We start from the raw sequence: 19349 nt of genomic DNA on the forward strand, positions 1-19349 counted from the left end.
CAAGTGGAAGTGGGAATAACCACATGGTAAATTAGTACCTCTAAGAGGCAATTACTGAGGATTCTTACTATGAATCGGTTTTTGAACTATCGATTTCCCATAGTGGGGCAGGAAGCTGCAGAGGGTATTCTCAACGAAGATCCTGCATAAGTTTCTTCATTTTAGAGTAATGCCCGCTTACACGATCAATGGTAACATTGTAAAAAAGCTGGTTTTTGGCAAGTTCGGACATCTCGAAATCTATATCAACATTATTATTGTTATTGTTCATAACGGTTTGCCCCGTTTCAACTATTCGGAACGGAACGGAGGGAGCACCCGGAACCTCCAAATGTTGTTCATGAGTCCGTTTCATCGCCAATCTTTTGCCGTTTTCCGAATCGAGCTTGCGTCGGAACTCTTCATGAAAAACAACGGATTTGGACTTATAGTGAGGAGTATCCACATTAGCAATATTGTTTGCAATAACCTTGTTCCGTGTGCTGAGTATGTCCAGCAGCGATTCATTAAGCCTTGATGTTTTGGATTCGATCACGAATATTGCTCTCCTCTTCACACAAAATAATAAGAGACCTTTACCCAGCAAGCGGGTAAAGGTCTCGCTAACAACAACGTTGCCAACAAAGCCGGAGACTTTTATCTCGTAATGACGACTTTGTTTATCAGCTACTCCCCTTTAACAGGAATGTAAGAAGTTAAGTTATAATTTAATAGTATTAAATAAATTTATCCCTGTCAACAGCTATATTCTGATTTAAGCCAGTCTCTCTGATGTGCTTGTTAATCATTTCCTTGTTTGGTCAATATTATCGGAACAATAAAACATTTTGTACAAAGTTTAGTTAAGCACTCATTAAACAAACGGGAAACGATCAACTTTAATTAAGCACCAATTTTTGGGGCTTTTTATCTTTCTAACGAAGTTCGAATGTTCGATAACATATACGAGCGGGGACGGCAGATTTATGAAAAATTTTCCATCTATTATTAGGTATAAATATAAAGTTTGTGAAACATCAATATAAATCCCTCTTGATCTGAAAATCCATAGTCTATTCCCTGTAAGGCGACAGTGGCTGTGCCAATACGTCTTGGATACATATTATAATTGGAGTAACGGTATGACCCGCTTTAGCCAAAGCCTCTGGAAATCGCACAGCATCTTGGATAATGTACAGCATCGCGAATTCATCTCATGATAGCCTATTCGGAGTTAGGCGTTTAGTGAAAACAAAAAGTAATCCAGGCGGCTCGGCAAGTTGTTTGATGATGGGTATAAATACCCTCATTTACCGGCTGTAAGCTTAGACGTAATTGAGCAGAGTTGCCGGGATACGGAGCAGATTCAAGGGTTGGATATGGCCATAACCATGCTACCTAAAGAAAAACGAGCTTCTAGAGTTGATTCCAGAGCTCGCTGTGATATAGAGGAGACATTGATGAATCCCCTAAATAAAACCGATTTTTCAAAAGCAAGAATGTTGTAAGGCTCTCTATGCTGTTTCACTTTCTATTCAATTTTTAAATTTCTTTTTTTAATTTCACTTAGTAAGAGACTGATAAAACCAGCTTCGAGCGACAAATTCCTTGCCTGTAAATAAGCTGCTTTGAGGCTTTCATTACTTAACCTGCTCAATGCATTCATGGGATAACCTCCCTTCCACTCAACAACAGGTATTATTAACCATATATGGTATTTGATGAAACGTGAAAATTGAGTTAGGACGTTAATGCATACATCGGCATAGAGACTGCAATGACCATTGATGCTTAGGATATGGTATCGCTGCATAAAAATAATCCGACTGGGATAATTTAATTGAATAAAATCAATAGCTACAGGGAGGATGTTTTTATGCAGCAGCATCAACCATTAACTTCGGGATTTCAGCAAATGCCGGTCCGTCTCCAGGAACCGAATATGCATCCGCAGGATTATTCTTCCAGAACTGTGATGCCGCAAACCCCTTCGTTTGATTCAAACATTCATCGAATGCTGACCCAGGCAGGGGTAAGCAGCTTTGCCCAGCAGCTGCAGCAAATCGTCCAACAGCTTCAATATGTAATGGAGCGTCTTCATTACGCCCAAAACCAGGTACAGACCCAAGCTGAGGCACAGCTTCGAGAGCTACAGCAAATGCAGCAGGCGATCCATTTAACGATGCAGCAAATGCAGCAAGCGCAAATATCGGCAAATATGCAGCCGAATGTCATGCAATGAGGACTGAACAGTAAACTGAGCGTTTCACAAGCTATCCCGACAAATGACAGATGTGGGGATAGCTTTTTTTTTTGTGTATTGATCAGATGTCTAGCCTGCGGCTGATTCAAAAAGCTTCTAAGTAGTTTACAGAATAATGATGGCCAATTGAATCATGGCCATTTCATACTCAAGATAAGATGAGGTGAGCAGGGAAAATGAGTAAAGAACTAATCTTTTTTCATATGAATAACGAGTTACGGGAGGCTAAGCCGGATCAAACCATCCTTCAGGCAGCCGGTGAGATTTATATACCCGATATTTGCTATCACGAGCAGCTTGGTCCCATCCAAACCTGCGATACCTGTCTGGTTGAAGTAAACGGTCGTCTGCTTCGCGCCTGCGCGACGAAAGTGGAGCCTCATATGAAAGTGAAGACGGATTCCAAGCTGGTAAAGGAAGCTCAAATGGAAGCCATGTCTCGTATTCTCGAAAATCATCAATTATACTGCACGGTATGCGATAACAATAACGGAAATTGTAAAGTGCATAATACGACGGAGTACCTTGAGCTTGAGCATCAAAAATATGAATTCAAGCCGAAGCCTTACGAGATAGACAATTCCCATCCCATGTACCGATATGACCCGGATCAGTGTATTCTGTGCGGCCAATGCGTTGAAGCCTGCCAGGATTTGCAGGTCAATGAGACGCTTTCCATCGATTGGAGCCGGGAGCATCCCCGCGTCATTTGGGATAACGATGTTCCGATCGATCAGTCTTCTTGCGTATCCTGCGGACACTGCGTTACCGTATGTCCCTGCAATGCATTGATGGAGAAATCCATGTTGGGGGAAGCCGGTTATTTAACGGGATCCTTTGCCGGTGTCCTACAGCCGATGATTGACCTCACCAAAGAGATTGAACCGGGTTACCGGGAAATTTTTAAGCTGTCTGAAATCGAAGCGACGATGCGCGAATCCCGCATTAACAAAACCAAGACCGTATGTACCTATTGTGGCGTTGGCTGCAGCTTTGAAGTGTGGACGAAAGACCGGAAGATTCTTAAGATTGAACCCACGGAAGAGGCGCCTGTAAACGGGGTTTCAACTTGTGTAAAAGGAAAATGGGGCTGGGACTTTGTTAACAGCGAGGAGCGCTTGACCAAACCGCTTATTCGTAAGGGAGATCAGTTTGTTGAAACCGATTGGGACTATGCGCTTGAGTTCATTGCGCAGCGCCTCGGTCAAATCAAAGCGGAGCACGGACCTCAATCCATAGGCTATATTGCCTCTTCCAAATGCAGTAATGAAGAAAATTATTTATTCCAGAAGTTCGTCCGTACGGTGATGAACAGCAACAATGTGGATAATTGCGCGCGCTACTGCCAAACTCCGGCCTCCCATGCGCTAATGAGAACAGTTGGTTACGGAGGTGATTCCGGGACGATCGAGGATATTCAAAACGCAGAATTGGTGATCATTGTAGGAGCTAACACGGCGGAATCCCACCCGGTTTTGGCAACAAGGATTAAACGCGCGCAAAAGCTTCACGGTCAAAAGCTCATTGTTGCGGATTTGCGAAAAAACGAGATGGCCGAACGGGCTGATGTCTATTTGCATCCTAATCACAGCACGGATTTAATTTGGCTTTCGGCCGTAACCAAATATATCATTGATCAGGGCTGGGAGGATCGCGAATTTTTGAACGATCGAGTGAATGGGTACGAGCAGTATGTCCAATCCCTTGAAGGCTTTACTTTGGACTATGCCGAGGAAAAAACAGGCATTGATCAAAAGACGCTGATCCGTGTCGCTACCATGATTCATGAAGCCAAAACAACTTGTATCCTGTGGGCGATGGGCGTTACCCAACATATTGGAGGAACAGACACAAGTACGGCCATATGCAATCTGCTTCTGATTACCGGTAATTTCGGCCGCGCAGCTACAGGCGCTTATCCGCTTAGGGGACATAACAATGTTCAGGGAGCCTGCGATTTCGGTACGGTGCCTACACTTTTGCCCGGTTATGAATCCATAAAGGATGATCAGGTACGTCAACGCTATGAGAAGGCATGGGGAGTGACTCTTCCCACCGAAGACGGTTATGATAACCACCAGATGGTTGATGGCATTCATAAAGGCGAAATCAAAGCGATGTATTTATTCGGCGAAGATATGGCTCTAGTGGACGCCAATGCCAACCAAGTTCACGAAGCCTTCAGCAAGCTGGATTTTTTCATTGTCCAGGATGTCTTTTTCTCGAAGACGGCGCAATATGCCGATGTGATTCTGCCGGCCTCGCCAAGCTTGGAGAAGGATGGGACCTTTACGAATACGGAACGACGTATTCAGTGGTTTCATAAGGTGTTTGAGCCGCTTGGAGAGTCCAAGCCCGATTGGGAGATTATCCAAGATGTGGCCAATGCGATGGGGGCGAAATGGAGTTATAAGCATCCTTCGGAAATCATGGCGGAGGCGGCAAGTCTTTCGCCCATGTTTGCAGGCGTGAGCTATGAACGGCTGGAAGGCTGGAATAGTCAAGTGTGGCCTGTAGAACCGGATGGGACGAGCACGCCGCTGCTGTATCAGGAACGGTTTCCATTTCCGGACGGAAAGGCGAATTTAATTCCGGTGGATTGGACTCCGCCATTAGCCTTCGATAAAGAATTCGATCTTCATGTGAATAACGGGCGATTGCTGGAGCATTTTCATGAAGGCAATATGACTTATCGGGTGGAAGGATTGAAGCATAAAGTACCGGATCCGTGGCTGGAAGTATCACCGGAGCTGGCTGAAGAGCGAGGCCTTCAGGATGGAGCCCTTGTCCGATTGATTTCCCCTTATGGAGCCGTCAAATTGAGGGTGCTGGTTACGGATCGTGTCAAAGGAAAGGAGCTTTATCTTCCGATGAATACATCCGATACCGAAGAAGCGGTTAATTTTCTCACAAGCAGTCATCATGATTACATCACCAATACGCCCAATTACAAAGAAACCTCTGTCTATATGGAAGTGTTGGAGGAAAGCGGAGCATCTCCTTTGCCGAAAGTGAATTCACGTTTTGCGGTTCGTAATCCCCAGATAGGGGTAAAGGTTGAAGAAAAATGGAGCAGGCCCGGTTTCATACCGGTAGCCGAGATGACGGAGAGAAGGGGCGATTAGAATGGCAAGTCCCATAACGAAAATTAGTCGGCATACCCCCACGGAAGAGGAGGTACAAACGGAAGCCGCCGAAAAGCTTATGGCAGGCGCAGCCTCGAGCCAGGACGGTCTCCTCGTTTTTTTGGACATTATTAATGAAATGCATAAGGCCGGCTATCTCAACATGATGCAGGGTATTTTGAAAAATCGGGACGGAGTATATTCCCATGCTTTTGATTTTATCAAAATTGCAGGGCTGCCCGTTGTGCTTAAAAATGTAGTCACCGTCATGCAATTTATAAGTACGCTCGACCCCCATAAAGTGCAGCGGTTTCTTAATGCCTTCAGCCGGGGGATAGACGAATCTATGGTCCCCGATGAGGGGAAGACCGGCGTATTCAGTATGATGAAATCACTTCGCGATCCGGATGTCCAGCGAACGATTACCGCAGGGCTTCATCTGCTTAAAGGAATTGGCGAAGAACTGGACAAGGACTACAAACAAATCAATAAGGAAATGAATCGGAATAAGGAAGAAATGAACCATGAAATCGAACCGTAAAAAAGGACATATGAACGGCCGCCGCCGATCATTTTGTTCAAACGAAGCGGATGATTATCGAGCTTGAGATAATCATCCGCTTTTTTATTTTGTTCTGATCTTCAAATCAATACGTACCTCCAGAGTTCATTTAGTCTCTTTTTATAAACGGTTAGTCCCTTCATATCAGCAGTTTGTCATGAAAATAAGCTGTTGGCTCTTTCATAAAGTATGATGATAGCAAATAACCACGCTGGGGATTAGTTAATAGAGTGAACTGTTAATCATATTAATTTGATTTAATATTGTCCTTAAAAAAATCATAGAAGTTAAAGGGAGAGAAAATCTTTTATAATAGTTAACATAATGTATTATATGTAAACTATTATCTCTGTACATGAGATCTGAATTTAAAATCTGCTGGGGACGCCATATAGTAAATTGGTAGTTACGAATACTCCGACGGGAGGCAGACCGCTTGGTTTGGAAGGCTTAGTCTTTCCTTCAGAAGGAAATGCACTTAGACTTATATCCGTTGTTGCAAGCCAGGTTCCAGACTCACCTGCTTGTAAAGAGGGCGGCTTTCTTGTAAGACGTCCATTTAAAATGAAATGTCGAATCCCTATGGAAGGATCATCATAAAGGGATAACTGGCCGGAGTATGTGGCATAAGGGGAATCAAATGTGATTTGTCCGCCGCTTTCATCCCAAGCTCCTTGAATCGGGATAGGTACATCCCGAAACCGAATCGTTCCGACGATCTGGTTATCGCTAAAAGAGTTAATGATCAGATCACCCCAAACGATCGGTCTTCCAGCTATATCGGCGCTAATCCCCCATCTTGACGGTATCGGCAAGCTAACCGTCGCTCCCTGTACTGTTTGCAAAGTTAATCTCTCCTTTATCGGGGCTCTTTATTTAATACAGTATATACACCCATATGCAGAATGACCCATCCGAGAGAAGGATAAAAGTGCCCAATTCTTAGGAACCGAAACGACTGCGCGCGGAAATGGAGCGGCAGGCTGCTTGATTAGGACGGAATACGGGTAAAGTAATGTCATCCAAGTATGCTTCGGGTGGGGTGTTTAGCGGGATGAAAAGCGATACAACAATCGAGATGATTCCAGAACATTTTGACTGGAACAGCTTTTTGAATCATAAGCAAGCCGAACCGGATTTAACTTTGCTGCAATTGGAATTGGAAGATCGGAAAGAAGATTTGTCGGAGCTTCGCTGGCTGCTATCGGAAATCCGGAAGGTATTGGAGCTTTACCGGAATGAATTTCCGCAGGGACGGTTCGAGCAGGAGCTGGGGGCAGCATTTGAGCGTCAGGCGGAAGTATTGCAAAAGCAGGTGGACGAATACGAAAGAAAGTCGGAATCGTGCGATTTGAACGCTTACCTTGCCGTGAAGTATGACATTCGAACCCTTTACAAGCAGCTCGGTGCGATCTTGGCGGGAAGCGATTGGCAGTCTCCGTGCATAAGGCTTAAACATCTTTCTTCGGATGTCCCCGAGGAGGCCGGTTTTACCCAGGAAGAACAAGGCACCTATACGCGCAGCTACGGCAGCGAGACGGTGAAGGAATACGAGGAGACTTCACTGGCTGCCTTTTATCCCATGTCTGAGGAGATTCGAAAGCAACGTGTAGGATTTCTGACGACATCGGGAATGAAGGCGATGGAGCTTGCGCTGGTCGCCTATAAGAGCTTCACACAGGAAACTCTGCCTTTTTATTATCAAAAAGGCTTCTACTGCGAGGGGGTCGACTTGGTCAATACGCTTATGCATGATCCGCTGGAGCTGGATCCGGAGGGAATCTACAAGGAAGTGGAGGAGAACAAGCCTATCGGCTGTTTGCTTGTGGATCCCGGCATGTGCTGGCCGGTCAGGCCCGCAATGGATCTTTCGAGACTATTTCAAGGGCTGTCACGTCACAAACAGAGCCAGCCGCTTTATGTTATTGTGGACCGGACGCTGACGTGTGTGGCAAACCCGTTGTTCGAGAGGTATGCCGGCAGCTTGCCGCCTCATGTTGTGCTCATCAGCGTGGAAAGCGGGATCAAATACATGCAGTACGGACTTGAATTGGCTAATGTGGGATATATGGTTGCCGTGGGCAGGAGGTTAAGCTGCGAAGAGAACCGGGAGAAGTGGGTTGCTTTGTTGTCGCTCCTGGACGCGGGTGCCGATCCGATTACCGTCCGTCTGCTGCCTGCGCCTGACCTTAAGCGTTTAACGGCCCGCTTGTCCAGATTAAACCGCAATGCCTATTGGATGAATGCCTTTTTGAAGCACATGATGCGGGAAGGAAAGGTGACGGCTTTTTACCGTTCGGTGGAGCCTTCACCACAATATGAATTGGACGGTCGGCAATGGATCGGCTCGGTGTTTTATATTCAGCTTCCCGGACAGCATTCAGAGCAGGACTATCAAGCCTGGATTGATGCTTTTGTCAGATCGGCGCCCGAGATCGAGCATTTCGTATCCGGCGGCAGCTTCGGTTTCGACACGTTTCGGATGAACGCCGTAAGCGATGCGGCCGGCAAGGAGAACGTTCTGCGCGTGTCAGTCGGACGTGATCCGATAGGCCAGCTGCTGTTGAAATTCAAGTATTTGTACGGCTATATGTGAAAAATGGCCAATTGTTAGCTTTGCCTCAAGGCGGCTTGACGGATCACGACGGAGCCTACGTTATCTATCGAGCGGAGGGAAGAGAGACCGCTTCGCATATCGAATGGCTGGCCGCCCCTGGAAGCACGTCACCGGTCGAATGGATATTCTATCCTTTAAAAGAAGCGAAGTAAATTTAGAAAGGATATCATACGCTGATGCAATCATTACGTCAATTACTGATGGCATTTACCGCAGTTTTCGCTATCGCGGCTGTAAGCGGACAGACCGCTGCCGCTCCGGGGACAGCCATTAGATCCTTTATCCCGCCAATCCGGCGATCTATATTAACGGGACTAAGACGCAAACTCAAGTCCCAATGCTGGAACAGGATGAAGGTATTACCTGCCTGCTGCGGAGCTCACCGCTTGGTTCAGAATTCCCGTGCAGTGGGATGGAGAGAAACAGGCGGCCAAATCACGTCGCCGAAGGCGTATCTATGAGTACTCGCTTACCGAGCAAAAAATCTATGAGAACGGTGAAAGCCGCCCATGGGGTACCGATGCAGAGCTTCGGGGAGACCGGCTGGATCGGAGAACCTTTTCATTACAGCAATCTCAGCTATGATCCAAAGGGTACACAGTTGACTAATATCAATGGATCGGCAATGCGCATGCCATTTTCACACCGGGACTGTACAAGGTTTCTCTCACGGTAAAAGACAGCCTTGGCAATCTCAGCGATACGTATTCGCGCAATATTCTTGTCAAAAACGAGCCTTACTTGGATGAGTTTGAGCACAAGGTATATTACGAGCCCGTAGGGACTTACGTCCGGGAGGAAGAAGCTAATCTGGGGAACTACGGTGTGGTATATAAAATCCATATGGACGCGCCTCCCAAAATGTCCGTGCTGATCCTCCCGCGCGGCGGCGTGTTCAGAGGACTCTTCATGGTGAATGGTCAAATCGTTCAAGCCCCGCCGTCGGGCATCATGATGGATTATCAGGGATATACGATCCTTGCCCGAACGGATGGAACCGAGCCGTCACTGGATCTGGAATTTCAAAAATAAAACAAAGTAACTGCCTCAAAATTGGGATTTTTTATGAGCTATCCCGTTTAGAGGCCTTTTTTATTTGCGGGCTTCAAGTCTTTATTCAGCGTGTCAACAATCATTCACATTTGCATCCGAAGATAGCCCAAAGTAGCCATTTAAAATGAAGCCGTTTTTCGCTTAGGATATAGATAGAAATGGTGGTGAAAATTTTATGCTTTCCGTCTTTAGGGATGACAAAAGAAGAGGGGGGCACTTCAATCGACATTTATTGTAAGTGTGTTCGGAATAAGCAAGAGCAATCATAGGTATATACAATAGTATAAAAGCGTAAAAATTACATACTGAAACAAAGTTTTTGAGAATGTAAGGAATGTATGGTTTTCTTCAGGTTTACTTGTAAGACATCCTTTGTCATGCATCGATTTGAATCATTTTTTTCTATTGAAAGGAAGTATGGAATGATGTCCAAAAATCTATCGGTTGGAAAGAAACGGATTTCACTATTTATATTGATACTTATGATCGGAGTATTCTTATCCGCTTGCAGTTCAAATGGACAGCATCCCCAAAGCGGCAATCAAATGACCGGTGAACAATCGGCAAACAACAAGGATGATTTCAAGAAAGTCACCATTGTACGCAACTTCAAAACCGATACGCTTGACCCATTCATCAGCTGGGAACCGTTACGCGCAGGCATTGTGGAGACACTGACCCGCTTGGATGAACGTATGCAAATCCAACCTTGGCTGGCGAGCAAATGGGAAACGAAAGACGCCAAGACATGGGTATTTACCATTCGGGACGGAATTACCTTCCACGATGGGATGAAGCTCGATGCAGAAGCTGTAAAGGCATCGATTGAAGAGGGATTGGCGACGAGTAAATCCTTAGCCGTTTCGTTGAAGATCGCATCCATGCAAGCGGTCGGACAGGAGCTCACGATCGTGACCTCTGAGCCGTATCCCGCACTTCCCTCGGAGCTGGTGAATCCTTACATTGCGATCATTAATGCGGAAGCCAAGAAGAAAGCAGGAGCTGAGGCGTTCAATCTCGCCCCAGTCGGAACCGGCCCCTTCTCCGTGAAGCGATTTACGCCAAATGTCGAAATCTTACTTGAACGAAACGATGCGTATTGGGATGGGAAAGCCAAGCTAAATGAGGTGTCCTTCAAGTTCAACGAGGACGCTAACGTACGTGCGCTTGCGCTGCAATCGCATGAAGCCGACATTGCCTATCAACTGCCGGCCGAAACGATTGCCGCCCTTCAACAGGACAAAGAGTTAGGCATTGAATCGATCCCCGGGCTCCGAGTTCACCTGTTGATATTTAATCAGCAAAAGCCGGTGATGACGGATGTCAGAGTGAGAAAAGCCCTTGATCTGCTGCTGGATCGCGAAAGCATCGTCAAAGATATTATGTTGGGAAATGGAACCGCCGCTAACGGCCCTTTTAATACAATCTTGCCCTTTGGCAGCGATGATAAAGTCGAACCATTAAACATAGCTCAAGCGAAGATGCTCCTTGAAGCAGCGGGCTACGAAGCCGGCACGGACGGCAAGCTCTACAAAGGAGGCCAGCCGCTGACGCTGGAATTGATTACGTATAAGGGACGGCCTGAGCTGCCGTTGATCGCACAGCTGTTCCAGTCCGATGCGGCAAAGGCGGGTATTACCGTGAAAGTCACAACCGTTGAAAAAGCCGATGCGTATTTACATGAAAATAAAAATTGGGATTTGACAACGTACAGCATATTGTCAGCTCCGAGGGGTGACGGCGGGTACTTTCTTAATTCGGCCTTAACCCAGGGCGGTTCTTTGAACATGGCGGGGATAAGCATCGAAGGTCTCGATAACCTTCTGAGCCCATTGAATACGACAAGCGATATCGCACAGCGTGTGGTGCTGACGAAAGAAGCGTTAAAGATTATTAAAGAGGAGGTTCCGCATGCTTATGCGGTATATCCGAATCTCATCGTTGGGGTAAATAAACGAATTGTCGGCTGGAAGCCTGGCCCTGAGGAATATTATAAGGTTACGAATAAAATGGATGTGAAATAAGGCGATGCTTTCTTTCGTCGGAAGACGTATCATCCAGCTCCTGTTTGTTCTGTTTTTTCTTACTCTTATGACATTCGTTCTCATGAAGCTGGCGCCGGGTGATCCGGTGCAAACGATTCTAAAAATCGATGAAATCGCAATTACACATGCTGACGAACAAACGCTTCGAGATCAATTAGGATTGAACCGTCCGATACCTGCACAGTACGCCGAATGGCTCTGGGGCTTGCTTCGGCTGGATCTGGGAACCTCTTATTTGAACAATAAATCCGTGATGGCTCTGATGATGGAGCGGCTGCCCGCAACGCTGCAATTGACTGCCGGGGGGCTTGTCGTCATGCTGATTCTGGCTCTGCCGCTTGGTCTGCTTGCAGCCAAATATCCCGGGCGGTTTCCGGATCATCTCAGCCGGATGACGGCCTTGCTTGGCGCCTCAATTCCCAACTTCTGGTTAGGGCTGCTTCTCATTTACTTTTTCTCATCCAAGCTGCAGTGGCTGCCGACAATGGGGACAGGAGATTTCCGGCATCTCATTTTACCATCCGTTACATTGGGTTTTTCAATGGCTGCGGTGTACTCAAGGCTGCTTAGAAGCGGATTGCTTGACAGTTTGTCTCAGGAATACATTCGTGCGGCCAGGGCGCGCGGTATAGGCGAGTGGCGCATCATGATGAAGCATGCTCTTCGCGCAGCGTTATTGCCGGTTGTGACCGTGTTCGGCATGAGCTTGGGCAATTTGCTCGCGGGAGCTGTTGTTGTTGAAATTCTTTTTTCTTGGCCAGGTCTTGGAAGCTTGGCGGTAGATGCGGTTTATCAGCGGGATTACCCGGTCATTCAAGGGTATGTACTGCTAACGGGTGTGTTCGTCGTTGCGGCGAATCTTCTGGTTGACTTGAGCTATAGTATGCTGGATCCCCGTATACGTTATGGAAAGGGGGAACTGCAGTGAATGAAGCTGTAACAGGACAAACGCAACTAACTGAAGTACAGGGATCCAAACGGTCAATTCTTTGGCAGAGCCCGTTATTATCGCTAGGCGTCGGGCTGCTTTCCATCGTTCTTTTGCTTGTGCTTATAGGCCCGTGGATCGTTCACAATGATCCTTTGACTGTGCAGATGTCCGAACGGCTTCAATCGTCTAGCTGGAAATATCCGCTAGGTACCGATCATATGGGGCGCTGCATCTTTTCCAGGCTTGTAGAGGGGGCGAAATCAACGCTAGGGATATCATTTCTCGTCATTGCGACTATCGCGTTAATCGGTATCCCCCTCGGACTCGTATCCGGTTATGTCGGAGGTCGTCTAGACAGTTTGTTGATGCGGATTCTCGATACTGCAGGAGCATTGCCCGAGTTCGTCGTTGCGATTGCCATTGCCGGCTTTCTTGGATCGAGCCTGTTTCATCTGATGATTGCGATCGTATGGGTGAAGTGGATCCATTATGCCCGTGTAGCCCGGGGAATCGTTCTTTCCGAACGCAATAAAGAATACATTCTGGCTGCACGTGTTGCCGGCAGTGGCGTCTGGGCCGTATTGAGGCGGCATTTGCTGCGGCAAATCGTCTCGCCGATTCTTGTACTTGTTGCGTTGGATATCGGTAAAATTATTATGATGATTTCCATGATGTCGTATCTTGGACTGGGAGCCCAGCCGCCCGTTCCGGAGTGGGGGGCCATGCTGAATGACGGCCGCCCTTATTTTCAGACGGCCCCCACTTTGATGATTTATCCGGGAGTAGCGATATTGCTTGTCGTTGTGGCCTGCAATTTGATCGGAGACGGCCTGCGTGACCGGTTGGATGTTCGCAGCAGATAACAAGATGAAGGGAGGAAGCGGCTCCGTATGTCTAAGATTTTAATAGAACCCGAGCTAACCGAGTCGATTCTCAGGGAGCATTCAGTCGAATATCCTCCTTATGTGCCAAGCAAACTGGAGCAGGTGTTGAAGGTTGATCAATTAAACATCTGTGTAAAGAAAGACAAGCAGAGCCGTCCTCTCGTGGAAGAGGTCTCGTTTTCAATAGGTAAGGGAGAAATGCTTGCGCTCGTCGGTGAGAGCGGCAGCGGGAAGAGCGTCACAGCCAGTGCCGTAGCGGGGATGCTGCCAAACGCTCTGCGAATCGCAAACGGGACGATACAATTTCGTGGAGAAGATCTGCTGGCGTTCCCGGACAAGAAAAGGAAGCAGTTAAGGGGCAAACACATCAGTTGGGTGTTCCAGGATTATCAGGGAAGCTTCACACCGTTCTTTAAAATCGGCAACCAACTGGTCGAGTTGATCCGTACTCATCGCAGCATGTCCCGGCAGGAGGCCAAGGAAATGGCGCTAACCTGGCTTGCCAGAGCCTCTCTCCCGGTGGAGCGCGTATACGCAAGCTATCCGTTTCAGCTAAGCGGCGGCCAACGGCAGAGAGTAGCACTTATTGCGGCGCTTATGCTGGAGCCGGCACTGCTGGTCGCCGATGAACCGACTACGGCGCTCGATGTGCTGACGGGAGAAATGGTTTTGAATCTCATGGCAGAGCTGCAGCGGCAAACGGGCTGTGCCGTACTGCTCATTTCCCATGATTTGAGGCAGGTATTGAAGAGGGCGGACCGGGTTGCCGTCATGAAGGAAGGGCGGATCGTGGAATTGGGGGATTCGGCTCAGATCCGCGATCAAGCAAAGCACCCGTATACGCAAATGCTGCTGGATGCATGTCCACGCCTGCTAGGAGCTCAGGTTTACCGGCAGTGAAGGCTGTAGACTTGAGTAAGCTTACAAGCAAGGAGGCACACTGGATTGGATGCATTGTTAACCGTAGACGGGCTTATTAAACATTACAATGATTCGAAGCGCAGCGTTCAAGCAGTGCAAGATGTTTCGTTTCACATTGAGTCGGGGGAGTGTCTAGGTCTCGTGGGTGAAAGCGGAAGCGGAAAAAGTACCGTCGCACGGCTGCTGCTTGCGTTAGAGCAGCCGGACAGCGGCGAAATCCGGTTGAACGGCGTCTCGATCAACGGACTTAGTGATCGCGCCTTGCGCCCTTTGAGACAGCATATTCAAGTTGTATTTCAAGAACCGACAGCATCACTCAACGACCGTTTACCGGTCTGGCGTTCGGTGATCGAGCCGCTCGACAATTATCCGGATATTGTACCGCCGTTTCTAGCGGATGTAAGACACTCCCGGCGCCAATGCGCCGCCCGGTTGTTCGAGATGGTCGGCCTGCTTCCCGAGCATCTTGAACGTTATCCGCACGAATTGAGCGGCGGTCAAAGGCAGCGTGTCGCGATCGCACGGGGCATCAGCCTTCGTCCGAAGCTGCTTGTTTGCGACGAACCGACCTCCAGCCTGGATGTCACAGTACAAGCACAAATTTTGCGATTGCTGAAACAATTACAAGAGGAACTTGGGATGTCTTATTTGTTTATTTCCCATGATATTGCAGCTGTACACCAAATGAGCGATCGAATCATGGTGATGAAGAAGGGACAAGTTGTTGACCTTTTTTCAAAAAATGAGATTCACAGCGAAGACCGTCATCCCTATACTCGATTACTAGTAACGTATACGCATTAGCCGGTTTTTAGATGGATAAATGGTCGAGGCTCAAATGAAAATGTGGTATGAAGGAGAAAAAGAGATGAACATAGGCGCTTCAATTACATTGGGCCGAATAAAGAAAGAACAAATTCCGGCTGCCATTGCATTTATGGCCGACATTCGCAGGGAAGTATTTCCTATGCTCCAAGAGCATCAGCTGACGATGGATATTTCGGAATTTGAAAGGTATGATATGGAGCCTGAGGGTGCTTCGTTTTTCGTAGCAGCCGACGAGAATGATCGTGTTGTAGGATCCATCGGCGTACAACGCTATGACGATCGGATTGAAGCAATTCGAGGAAACTATCGCCAAGAACGCGTTGCAGAAATTGTCCGTTGCTATGTCTGTCCGACAGCAAGAAGAATGGGTATCGGCTCTTATCTCTTCAGGGAAGCGGCGAATTTTTCTAAGAAGGCAGGGTACTCCAAATTATATTTGCACACCCATCATTTCTTGCCGGGCGCAGTAACATTTTGGCAGCGTCAGGGATTCTCGATATTGCTGGACCAGCGGGACGATTGGCAAACGGTACATATGGAAAGGAGTACGTCACGCGTTGAATATTGAGCGGCCGCTAACGGGCGGTTTTATTCGTTTATATATACTTGTTTTTCTATTTTATTCGGCAGGCAGCGTTCTTACCGTCATTCTTCCGCTCCGAAGCGAAGCGGATGGGATGAGAAAAGCCGAAATCGGTTTGATGATGGGGGCCTACATGCTGGTCTGTACGTTTCTGCGACCGTGGGCGGGTCAAATGGTTGCCAGGCATGGCGCAATCAAAGTGATGCATTGGTTGATGTTAGGCCATGTTTGCTGTCTTGTCCTATATATCACATCCGGAACGGATAATTTAATATGGATTCGTGCTTTACAAGGAGCTGTGACCGCATTTTTCTCGATGGCGGTACAAATGGGGATTGTCGAAAAGCTACGGGCTGAGGACCGTGCGCAAGGACTGTCTCTTTATTCGCTGTCCACGATGCTTCCCCAATTATTCGGGCCGGCGGCAGCTTTATACGTCTGGGAACAAGATCAAACCTGGCTTTTTGCAGCAGTTATGATCTTTTTGGCTGCGGTGACCTGGTTGGTCGGATTTTCCGTACCTCTTCCGAATTCACCTCTGAAGGATACCTCATTTACATTAATGGATATGGTAAAAGCAGTTTCGGAAATTGGACGCAGTCGCCGACTTCTCATTTGTACTCTAGTGATGCTGTTTGCCTCCTGCATTTTCGGAGCCATTTCGACGTTCTTGCCGTTGTACATGGTTTCAAGCGGGTATGGAAACGCGGGTCTGTATCTCATGATTCAGGCGGGTGTTGTGGTGCTATGTCGCTTTACATTGCGAAAAAAAATCCCGTCTGACGGACAATGGCATCCTGGTTTGATTGCAGGATTGTTATTGTCCGCAGCGTTGGGAACACTCATGTTGTCTTTGATGCATGAGATGGGACCTATGGTATATATATCTGCCGTATTGAATGGGCTGGCGGTTGCGATCCTTTATCCGACCTTGACAACCTACCTGTCCTTTGTACTGCCGGTCAAGACTCGCCACATTCTGCTTGGTTTGTTCATGTCATCCTATGATTTAGGATTTTCGCTCGGAGGACTTGTTATGGGCGTTATTGTGGAATGGTTATCCTATTCGGGCATGTTTGCCGTATGTTCTCTTATTGGCGTCGCCGCGATTATGGCGGTGATGGTCAACAGGAACAGGATGAACCTATCCGGGGCATAACCAAAGGAAATGTAAGAAATCATTTTTTCTCTGCTAACCATTTTGCAAGATTGACGATTTCTTCATCCTTCAAGGTGGTTTTAAAGGACGGCATGCGATCTTTACCATTTTGAATTAATTTGTAGAGCTGTTGGTCCGTAAGCTTAGACCCTACTTTCTGAAGATTAGGCCCCATTTGACCTTCCAAAGCGTTTCCGTGGCAAGCGATGCAGGACTGTTTGTAAACGGCTTCGGCTTTTTGTACATCCAGAGGAGTATCAGGCAAAGTCGGGGGTGCAGCTTCATGCTTGATTTCGTTCTGATGACTGTTTACTTCGAAGAAAAGCACGCCTACACCTAGAACACAGGCGACTGCGCAGAGCAAAGTCATCATCCATTTACTCATGTTTATTCCCTCCATTGTGGTTAAATAGGTTTATAGAGAAAGTATAAAGTGAGAGAATGGCAGTTAAAATGGCCCTAAAGAGTCATTCATCAAGAGAATTTGACCGTTGTGTGACCAAGTAGAAATTCCTTATTATGTAAAAAATATTGGAAACAGGCGGAAATCCTGAAGCGGCCGATAGGAATCGGAGCTTTAGGATTTTTTTAATGACCTTGTGTTTTATCATCAATCCTTGTCTTGTCTCTTGGAACGGAGTGGATGAAAATACAAACTATCGCTAAACATACCTAATGAATCACTTTCACGTTGAAACAAATTCTTCAGCCGTATTTTTTATTTGAATAACAATACAAAACAGACAGGTGAGCTCCATATGGTAAAAACATTGGCCAGGTGCCTACTGATGATTTTGACATTCATTGTAATCCTTGGATGCCAGCGGCAGGAATCCGCTTCTGCAGAAAAGGATTTAATGCAAGTCAAATCCTTACAAGGCGAAAATCGCAAGAAAGTCATATTTCTAATGATCGATTCATTAATGTCGCAAGCGATTGATCAAGGCATGGAACAACGGGTGCTTCCCGCGTTTCAATTTCTGATTGAACATGGACAATATGATAGGAATGTGGTCAGCTCTTTTCCTACCATGTCCGTAACCATCGATAGTTCCCTTATGACGGGAGCTTATCCGGATCAGCATCATGTGCCGGGGCTTACCTGGTTTTCGTCCGGCCAAAAGAAAGTGATCAATTATGGTACTGGACCTATGGAGGTTTTCAAGCATGGGGTCCATCCGGTGTTGGCCGATGCGCTAATGAACTTGAATAGCAGTCACTTGAACCGTCAGCAGACGACCATTTATGAAGAAATGGAAAAATATGGTCTAAAATCCGGTTCCATTAATGGATTGATTTATCGGGGATCAACCGGCCATACGCTTATGATTCCTCCCATGATTCAGATCCCCGCGTCATTGCCAAAGAAAATAAAAGTAAAGGGACCGGATTTTTTTGCCTTAGGCTCTTTATCCAATCCGTTGGAAGGCGTTATACCACTTCCTGACGGAATGACCCGAAGGTGGGGGTTAAATAACTCATATTCCATTGAAACCGCCAAATATTTGATAGAAGCGAATCAATTACCCGATTTTTTGTACGTTTATTTGCCTGATGTGGATAGAGAAATTCATAAGAATGGTCCACCGGCACTTCATGGAATCAAGGCAGTGGATGCCCAGCTTCAAACCTTGCTGCAGGCCTTCGGTTCACCGGAAGAAGCCTTGCGAAAAGCGATTATTATCATCGCCGGCGATAGCGGAGTCAGTCAAATTCTGCCTGCCCAAAGCCATCCGGTGATTGACCTGCCTGCCTTTTTCCGGGGTGATCATGTTCTGCGTCCCGGAGAAAGCATATCGCAAGATACGGATATCGTCCTTGCCGTTAATGAAACGATGGCGTATGTTTATAAACTTAAAGCCATCCGGTCATTAAGAGAAATCGTCAACGTATTAAAAGACGATCCGCGAATGGATATTATAGCATGGAAAGAAAACGAATGGATTTATGCGGTTCAAGGCCATACGTCCAAGGAGGTGAGATTTAGAGCAAATGGAAAGCTGAGCGATCCTTATCATCAAAAATGGACGGTCGAGCAGGATGCCGGGGTATTGGATTTAAAGGTCAATGCTTCGAATAATACATTGGAATATGGGCAGTATCCCGACGCCTTGCGGCGGCTATCCGGAGCTTTGAACTCCCATCCCGGAGAATTTGCGGTTGTTACCGCAAAACCCGGTTATGAATTAGCGGACAGAAGCTCGCCGACGCATAAGGGCGGAGGAGGCCACGGCTCTCTTCACCAAACGGAATCGCTTATTCCCCTGATCATATGCGGTACCGAGCAAAAACCGCAATATTCACGTATGGTTGATTTAAAAGCATTTGTGCTACAACTGCTGACCCAAAGATAGGGAATGTCAAAGCCTCCAAATCCGCATGATAGTATGTGGTTCGGA

The 19349-nt window shown here is 47.0% G+C and carries 19 protein-coding genes; 15 read left to right on the forward strand and 4 right to left on the reverse strand.

Features of this window, described 5'->3' with window-relative positions; translation table 11 throughout:
- Positions 1-130: 130 nt before the first annotated feature.
- Positions 131-535: a flagellar basal body rod protein FlgB gene (flgB, locus tag ACZYR9_RS18450; RefSeq protein WP_488979928.1), complete on the reverse strand. Its 405-nt coding sequence runs from the start codon at positions 533-535 to the stop codon at positions 131-133.
- Between the two features lie 724 nt (positions 536-1259).
- Between flgB and ACZYR9_RS18455 the strand changes: the two genes are divergently transcribed.
- Entirely contained in the window at positions 1260-1487 is a 228-nt protein-coding gene (locus ACZYR9_RS18455) for a hypothetical protein (protein ID WP_488979929.1), read from the forward strand.
- Between the two features lie 23 nt (positions 1488-1510).
- Here the strand turns inward: ACZYR9_RS18455 and sda are convergent, their stop codons facing one another.
- On the reverse strand, positions 1511-1645 hold the full coding sequence (gene sda, locus ACZYR9_RS18460; RefSeq protein WP_488979930.1) for a sporulation histidine kinase inhibitor Sda: 135 nt from the start codon (positions 1643-1645) through the stop codon (positions 1511-1513).
- A gap of 210 nt (positions 1646-1855) precedes the next feature.
- Here sda and ACZYR9_RS18465 point away from each other — a divergent pair, with 210 nt between their 5' ends.
- The 3 genes from ACZYR9_RS18465 to ACZYR9_RS18475 all read left to right on the forward strand — a co-directional run bounded on the left by ACZYR9_RS18465 (position 1856) and on the right by ACZYR9_RS18475 (position 5908).
- Positions 1856-2221, forward strand: coding sequence for a hypothetical protein (locus ACZYR9_RS18465; RefSeq protein WP_488979931.1), 366 nt, complete (start codon positions 1856-1858; stop codon positions 2219-2221).
- Between the two features lie 197 nt (positions 2222-2418).
- Complete coding sequence (gene fdhF, locus ACZYR9_RS18470; RefSeq protein ID WP_488979932.1) at positions 2419-5367, forward strand: formate dehydrogenase subunit alpha; 2949 nt, start codon at positions 2419-2421, stop codon at positions 5365-5367.
- Between the two features lies 1 nt (position 5368).
- Entirely contained in the window at positions 5369-5908 is a 540-nt protein-coding gene (locus tag ACZYR9_RS18475) for a helical membrane plugin domain-containing protein (RefSeq protein WP_488979933.1), read from the forward strand.
- 389 nt (positions 5909-6297) lie between these two features.
- Here ACZYR9_RS18475 and ACZYR9_RS18480 read toward each other — a convergent pair whose 3' ends face one another.
- Complete coding sequence (locus ACZYR9_RS18480) at positions 6298-6774, reverse strand: hypothetical protein (RefSeq protein ID WP_488979934.1); 477 nt, start codon at positions 6772-6774, stop codon at positions 6298-6300.
- A 209-nt stretch (positions 6775-6983) separates the two neighbouring features.
- Between ACZYR9_RS18480 and ACZYR9_RS18485 the strand changes: the two genes are divergently transcribed.
- The 10 genes from ACZYR9_RS18485 to cntE all read left to right on the forward strand — a co-directional run bounded on the left by ACZYR9_RS18485 (position 6984) and on the right by cntE (position 16950).
- Positions 6984-8525, forward strand: a complete 1542-nt coding sequence (locus tag ACZYR9_RS18485; protein WP_488979935.1) for a hypothetical protein — start codon at positions 6984-6986, stop codon at positions 8523-8525.
- A gap of 423 nt (positions 8526-8948) precedes the next feature.
- Complete coding sequence (locus ACZYR9_RS18490; RefSeq protein WP_488979936.1) at positions 8949-9131, forward strand: hypothetical protein; 183 nt, start codon at positions 8949-8951, stop codon at positions 9129-9131.
- Between the two features lie 156 nt (positions 9132-9287).
- Complete coding sequence (locus ACZYR9_RS18495; protein WP_488979937.1) at positions 9288-9578, forward strand: hypothetical protein; 291 nt, start codon at positions 9288-9290, stop codon at positions 9576-9578.
- Positions 9579-10021: 443 nt separating this feature from the next.
- Positions 10022-11623, forward strand: coding sequence for a nickel ABC transporter substrate-binding protein (gene nikA / locus ACZYR9_RS18500; protein WP_488979938.1), 1602 nt, complete (start codon positions 10022-10024; stop codon positions 11621-11623).
- A gap of 4 nt (positions 11624-11627) precedes the next feature.
- Complete coding sequence (gene nikB, locus ACZYR9_RS18505) at positions 11628-12572, forward strand: nickel ABC transporter permease (protein ID WP_488979939.1); 945 nt, start codon at positions 11628-11630, stop codon at positions 12570-12572.
- On the forward strand, positions 12569-13438 hold the full coding sequence (nikC, locus tag ACZYR9_RS18510) for a nickel transporter permease (protein ID WP_488979940.1): 870 nt from the start codon (positions 12569-12571) through the stop codon (positions 13436-13438). The genes nikB and nikC overlap by 4 nt, the downstream gene beginning before the upstream one ends.
- 27 nt (positions 13439-13465) lie before the next feature.
- Positions 13466-14359: an ABC transporter ATP-binding protein gene (locus tag ACZYR9_RS18515; protein WP_488979941.1), complete on the forward strand. Its 894-nt coding sequence runs from the start codon at positions 13466-13468 to the stop codon at positions 14357-14359.
- A gap of 45 nt (positions 14360-14404) precedes the next feature.
- Positions 14405-15184 (forward strand): ATP-binding cassette domain-containing protein, encoded by a 780-nt coding sequence (locus tag ACZYR9_RS18520; protein WP_488979942.1) that lies wholly within the window; start codon positions 14405-14407, stop codon positions 15182-15184.
- 64 nt (positions 15185-15248) lie between these two features.
- Complete coding sequence (locus ACZYR9_RS18525) at positions 15249-15776, forward strand: GNAT family N-acetyltransferase (protein ID WP_488979943.1); 528 nt, start codon at positions 15249-15251, stop codon at positions 15774-15776.
- The gene (gene cntE, locus ACZYR9_RS18530) at positions 15766-16950 is read left to right on the forward strand and encodes a staphylopine family metallophore export MFS transporter CntE (protein WP_488979944.1); all 1185 of its coding nucleotides are present in this window, start codon (positions 15766-15768) and stop codon (positions 16948-16950) included. The genes ACZYR9_RS18525 and cntE overlap by 11 nt, the downstream gene beginning before the upstream one ends.
- A 19-nt stretch (positions 16951-16969) precedes the next feature.
- Here cntE and ACZYR9_RS18535 read toward each other — a convergent pair whose 3' ends face one another.
- Entirely contained in the window at positions 16970-17335 is a 366-nt protein-coding gene (locus ACZYR9_RS18535; protein ID WP_488979945.1) for a c-type cytochrome, read from the reverse strand.
- A gap of 373 nt (positions 17336-17708) precedes the next feature.
- On the opposite strand from ACZYR9_RS18535, the gene ACZYR9_RS18540 reads away from it, so the two are divergent.
- Positions 17709-19304, forward strand: coding sequence for an alkaline phosphatase family protein (locus tag ACZYR9_RS18540; RefSeq protein ID WP_488979946.1), 1596 nt, complete (start codon positions 17709-17711; stop codon positions 19302-19304).
- Positions 19305-19349: the final 45 nt, after the last annotated feature.

This window comes from Paenibacillus sp. F024 (genome assembly GCF_057814255.1).

Bases quoted from the DNA above. Each gene is read 5' to 3' on its own strand.
- sda (WP_488979930.1), bottom strand. From the start codon at position 1,645: ATGAATGCATTGAGCAGGTTAAGTAATGAAAGCCTCAAAGCAGCTTAT.
- ACZYR9_RS18465 (WP_488979931.1), top strand. From the start codon at position 1,856: ATGCAGCAGCATCAACCATTAACTTCGGGATTTCAGCAAATGCCGGTC.
- fdhF (WP_488979932.1), top strand. From the start codon at position 2,419: ATGAGTAAAGAACTAATCTTTTTTCATATGAATAACGAGTTACGGGAG.
- ACZYR9_RS18475 (WP_488979933.1), top strand. From the start codon at position 5,369: ATGGCAAGTCCCATAACGAAAATTAGTCGGCATACCCCCACGGAAGAG.
- ACZYR9_RS18485 (WP_488979935.1), top strand. From the start codon at position 6,984: ATGAAAAGCGATACAACAATCGAGATGATTCCAGAACATTTTGACTGG.
- nikA (WP_488979938.1), top strand. From the start codon at position 10,022: ATGATGTCCAAAAATCTATCGGTTGGAAAGAAACGGATTTCACTATTT.
- nikB (WP_488979939.1), top strand. From the start codon at position 11,628: ATGCTTTCTTTCGTCGGAAGACGTATCATCCAGCTCCTGTTTGTTCTG.
- ACZYR9_RS18515 (WP_488979941.1), top strand. From the start codon at position 13,466: ATGTCTAAGATTTTAATAGAACCCGAGCTAACCGAGTCGATTCTCAGG.
- ACZYR9_RS18525 (WP_488979943.1), top strand. From the start codon at position 15,249: ATGAACATAGGCGCTTCAATTACATTGGGCCGAATAAAGAAAGAACAA.
- ACZYR9_RS18535 (WP_488979945.1), bottom strand. From the start codon at position 17,335: ATGAGTAAATGGATGATGACTTTGCTCTGCGCAGTCGCCTGTGTTCTA.
- ACZYR9_RS18540 (WP_488979946.1), top strand. From the start codon at position 17,709: ATGGTAAAAACATTGGCCAGGTGCCTACTGATGATTTTGACATTCATT.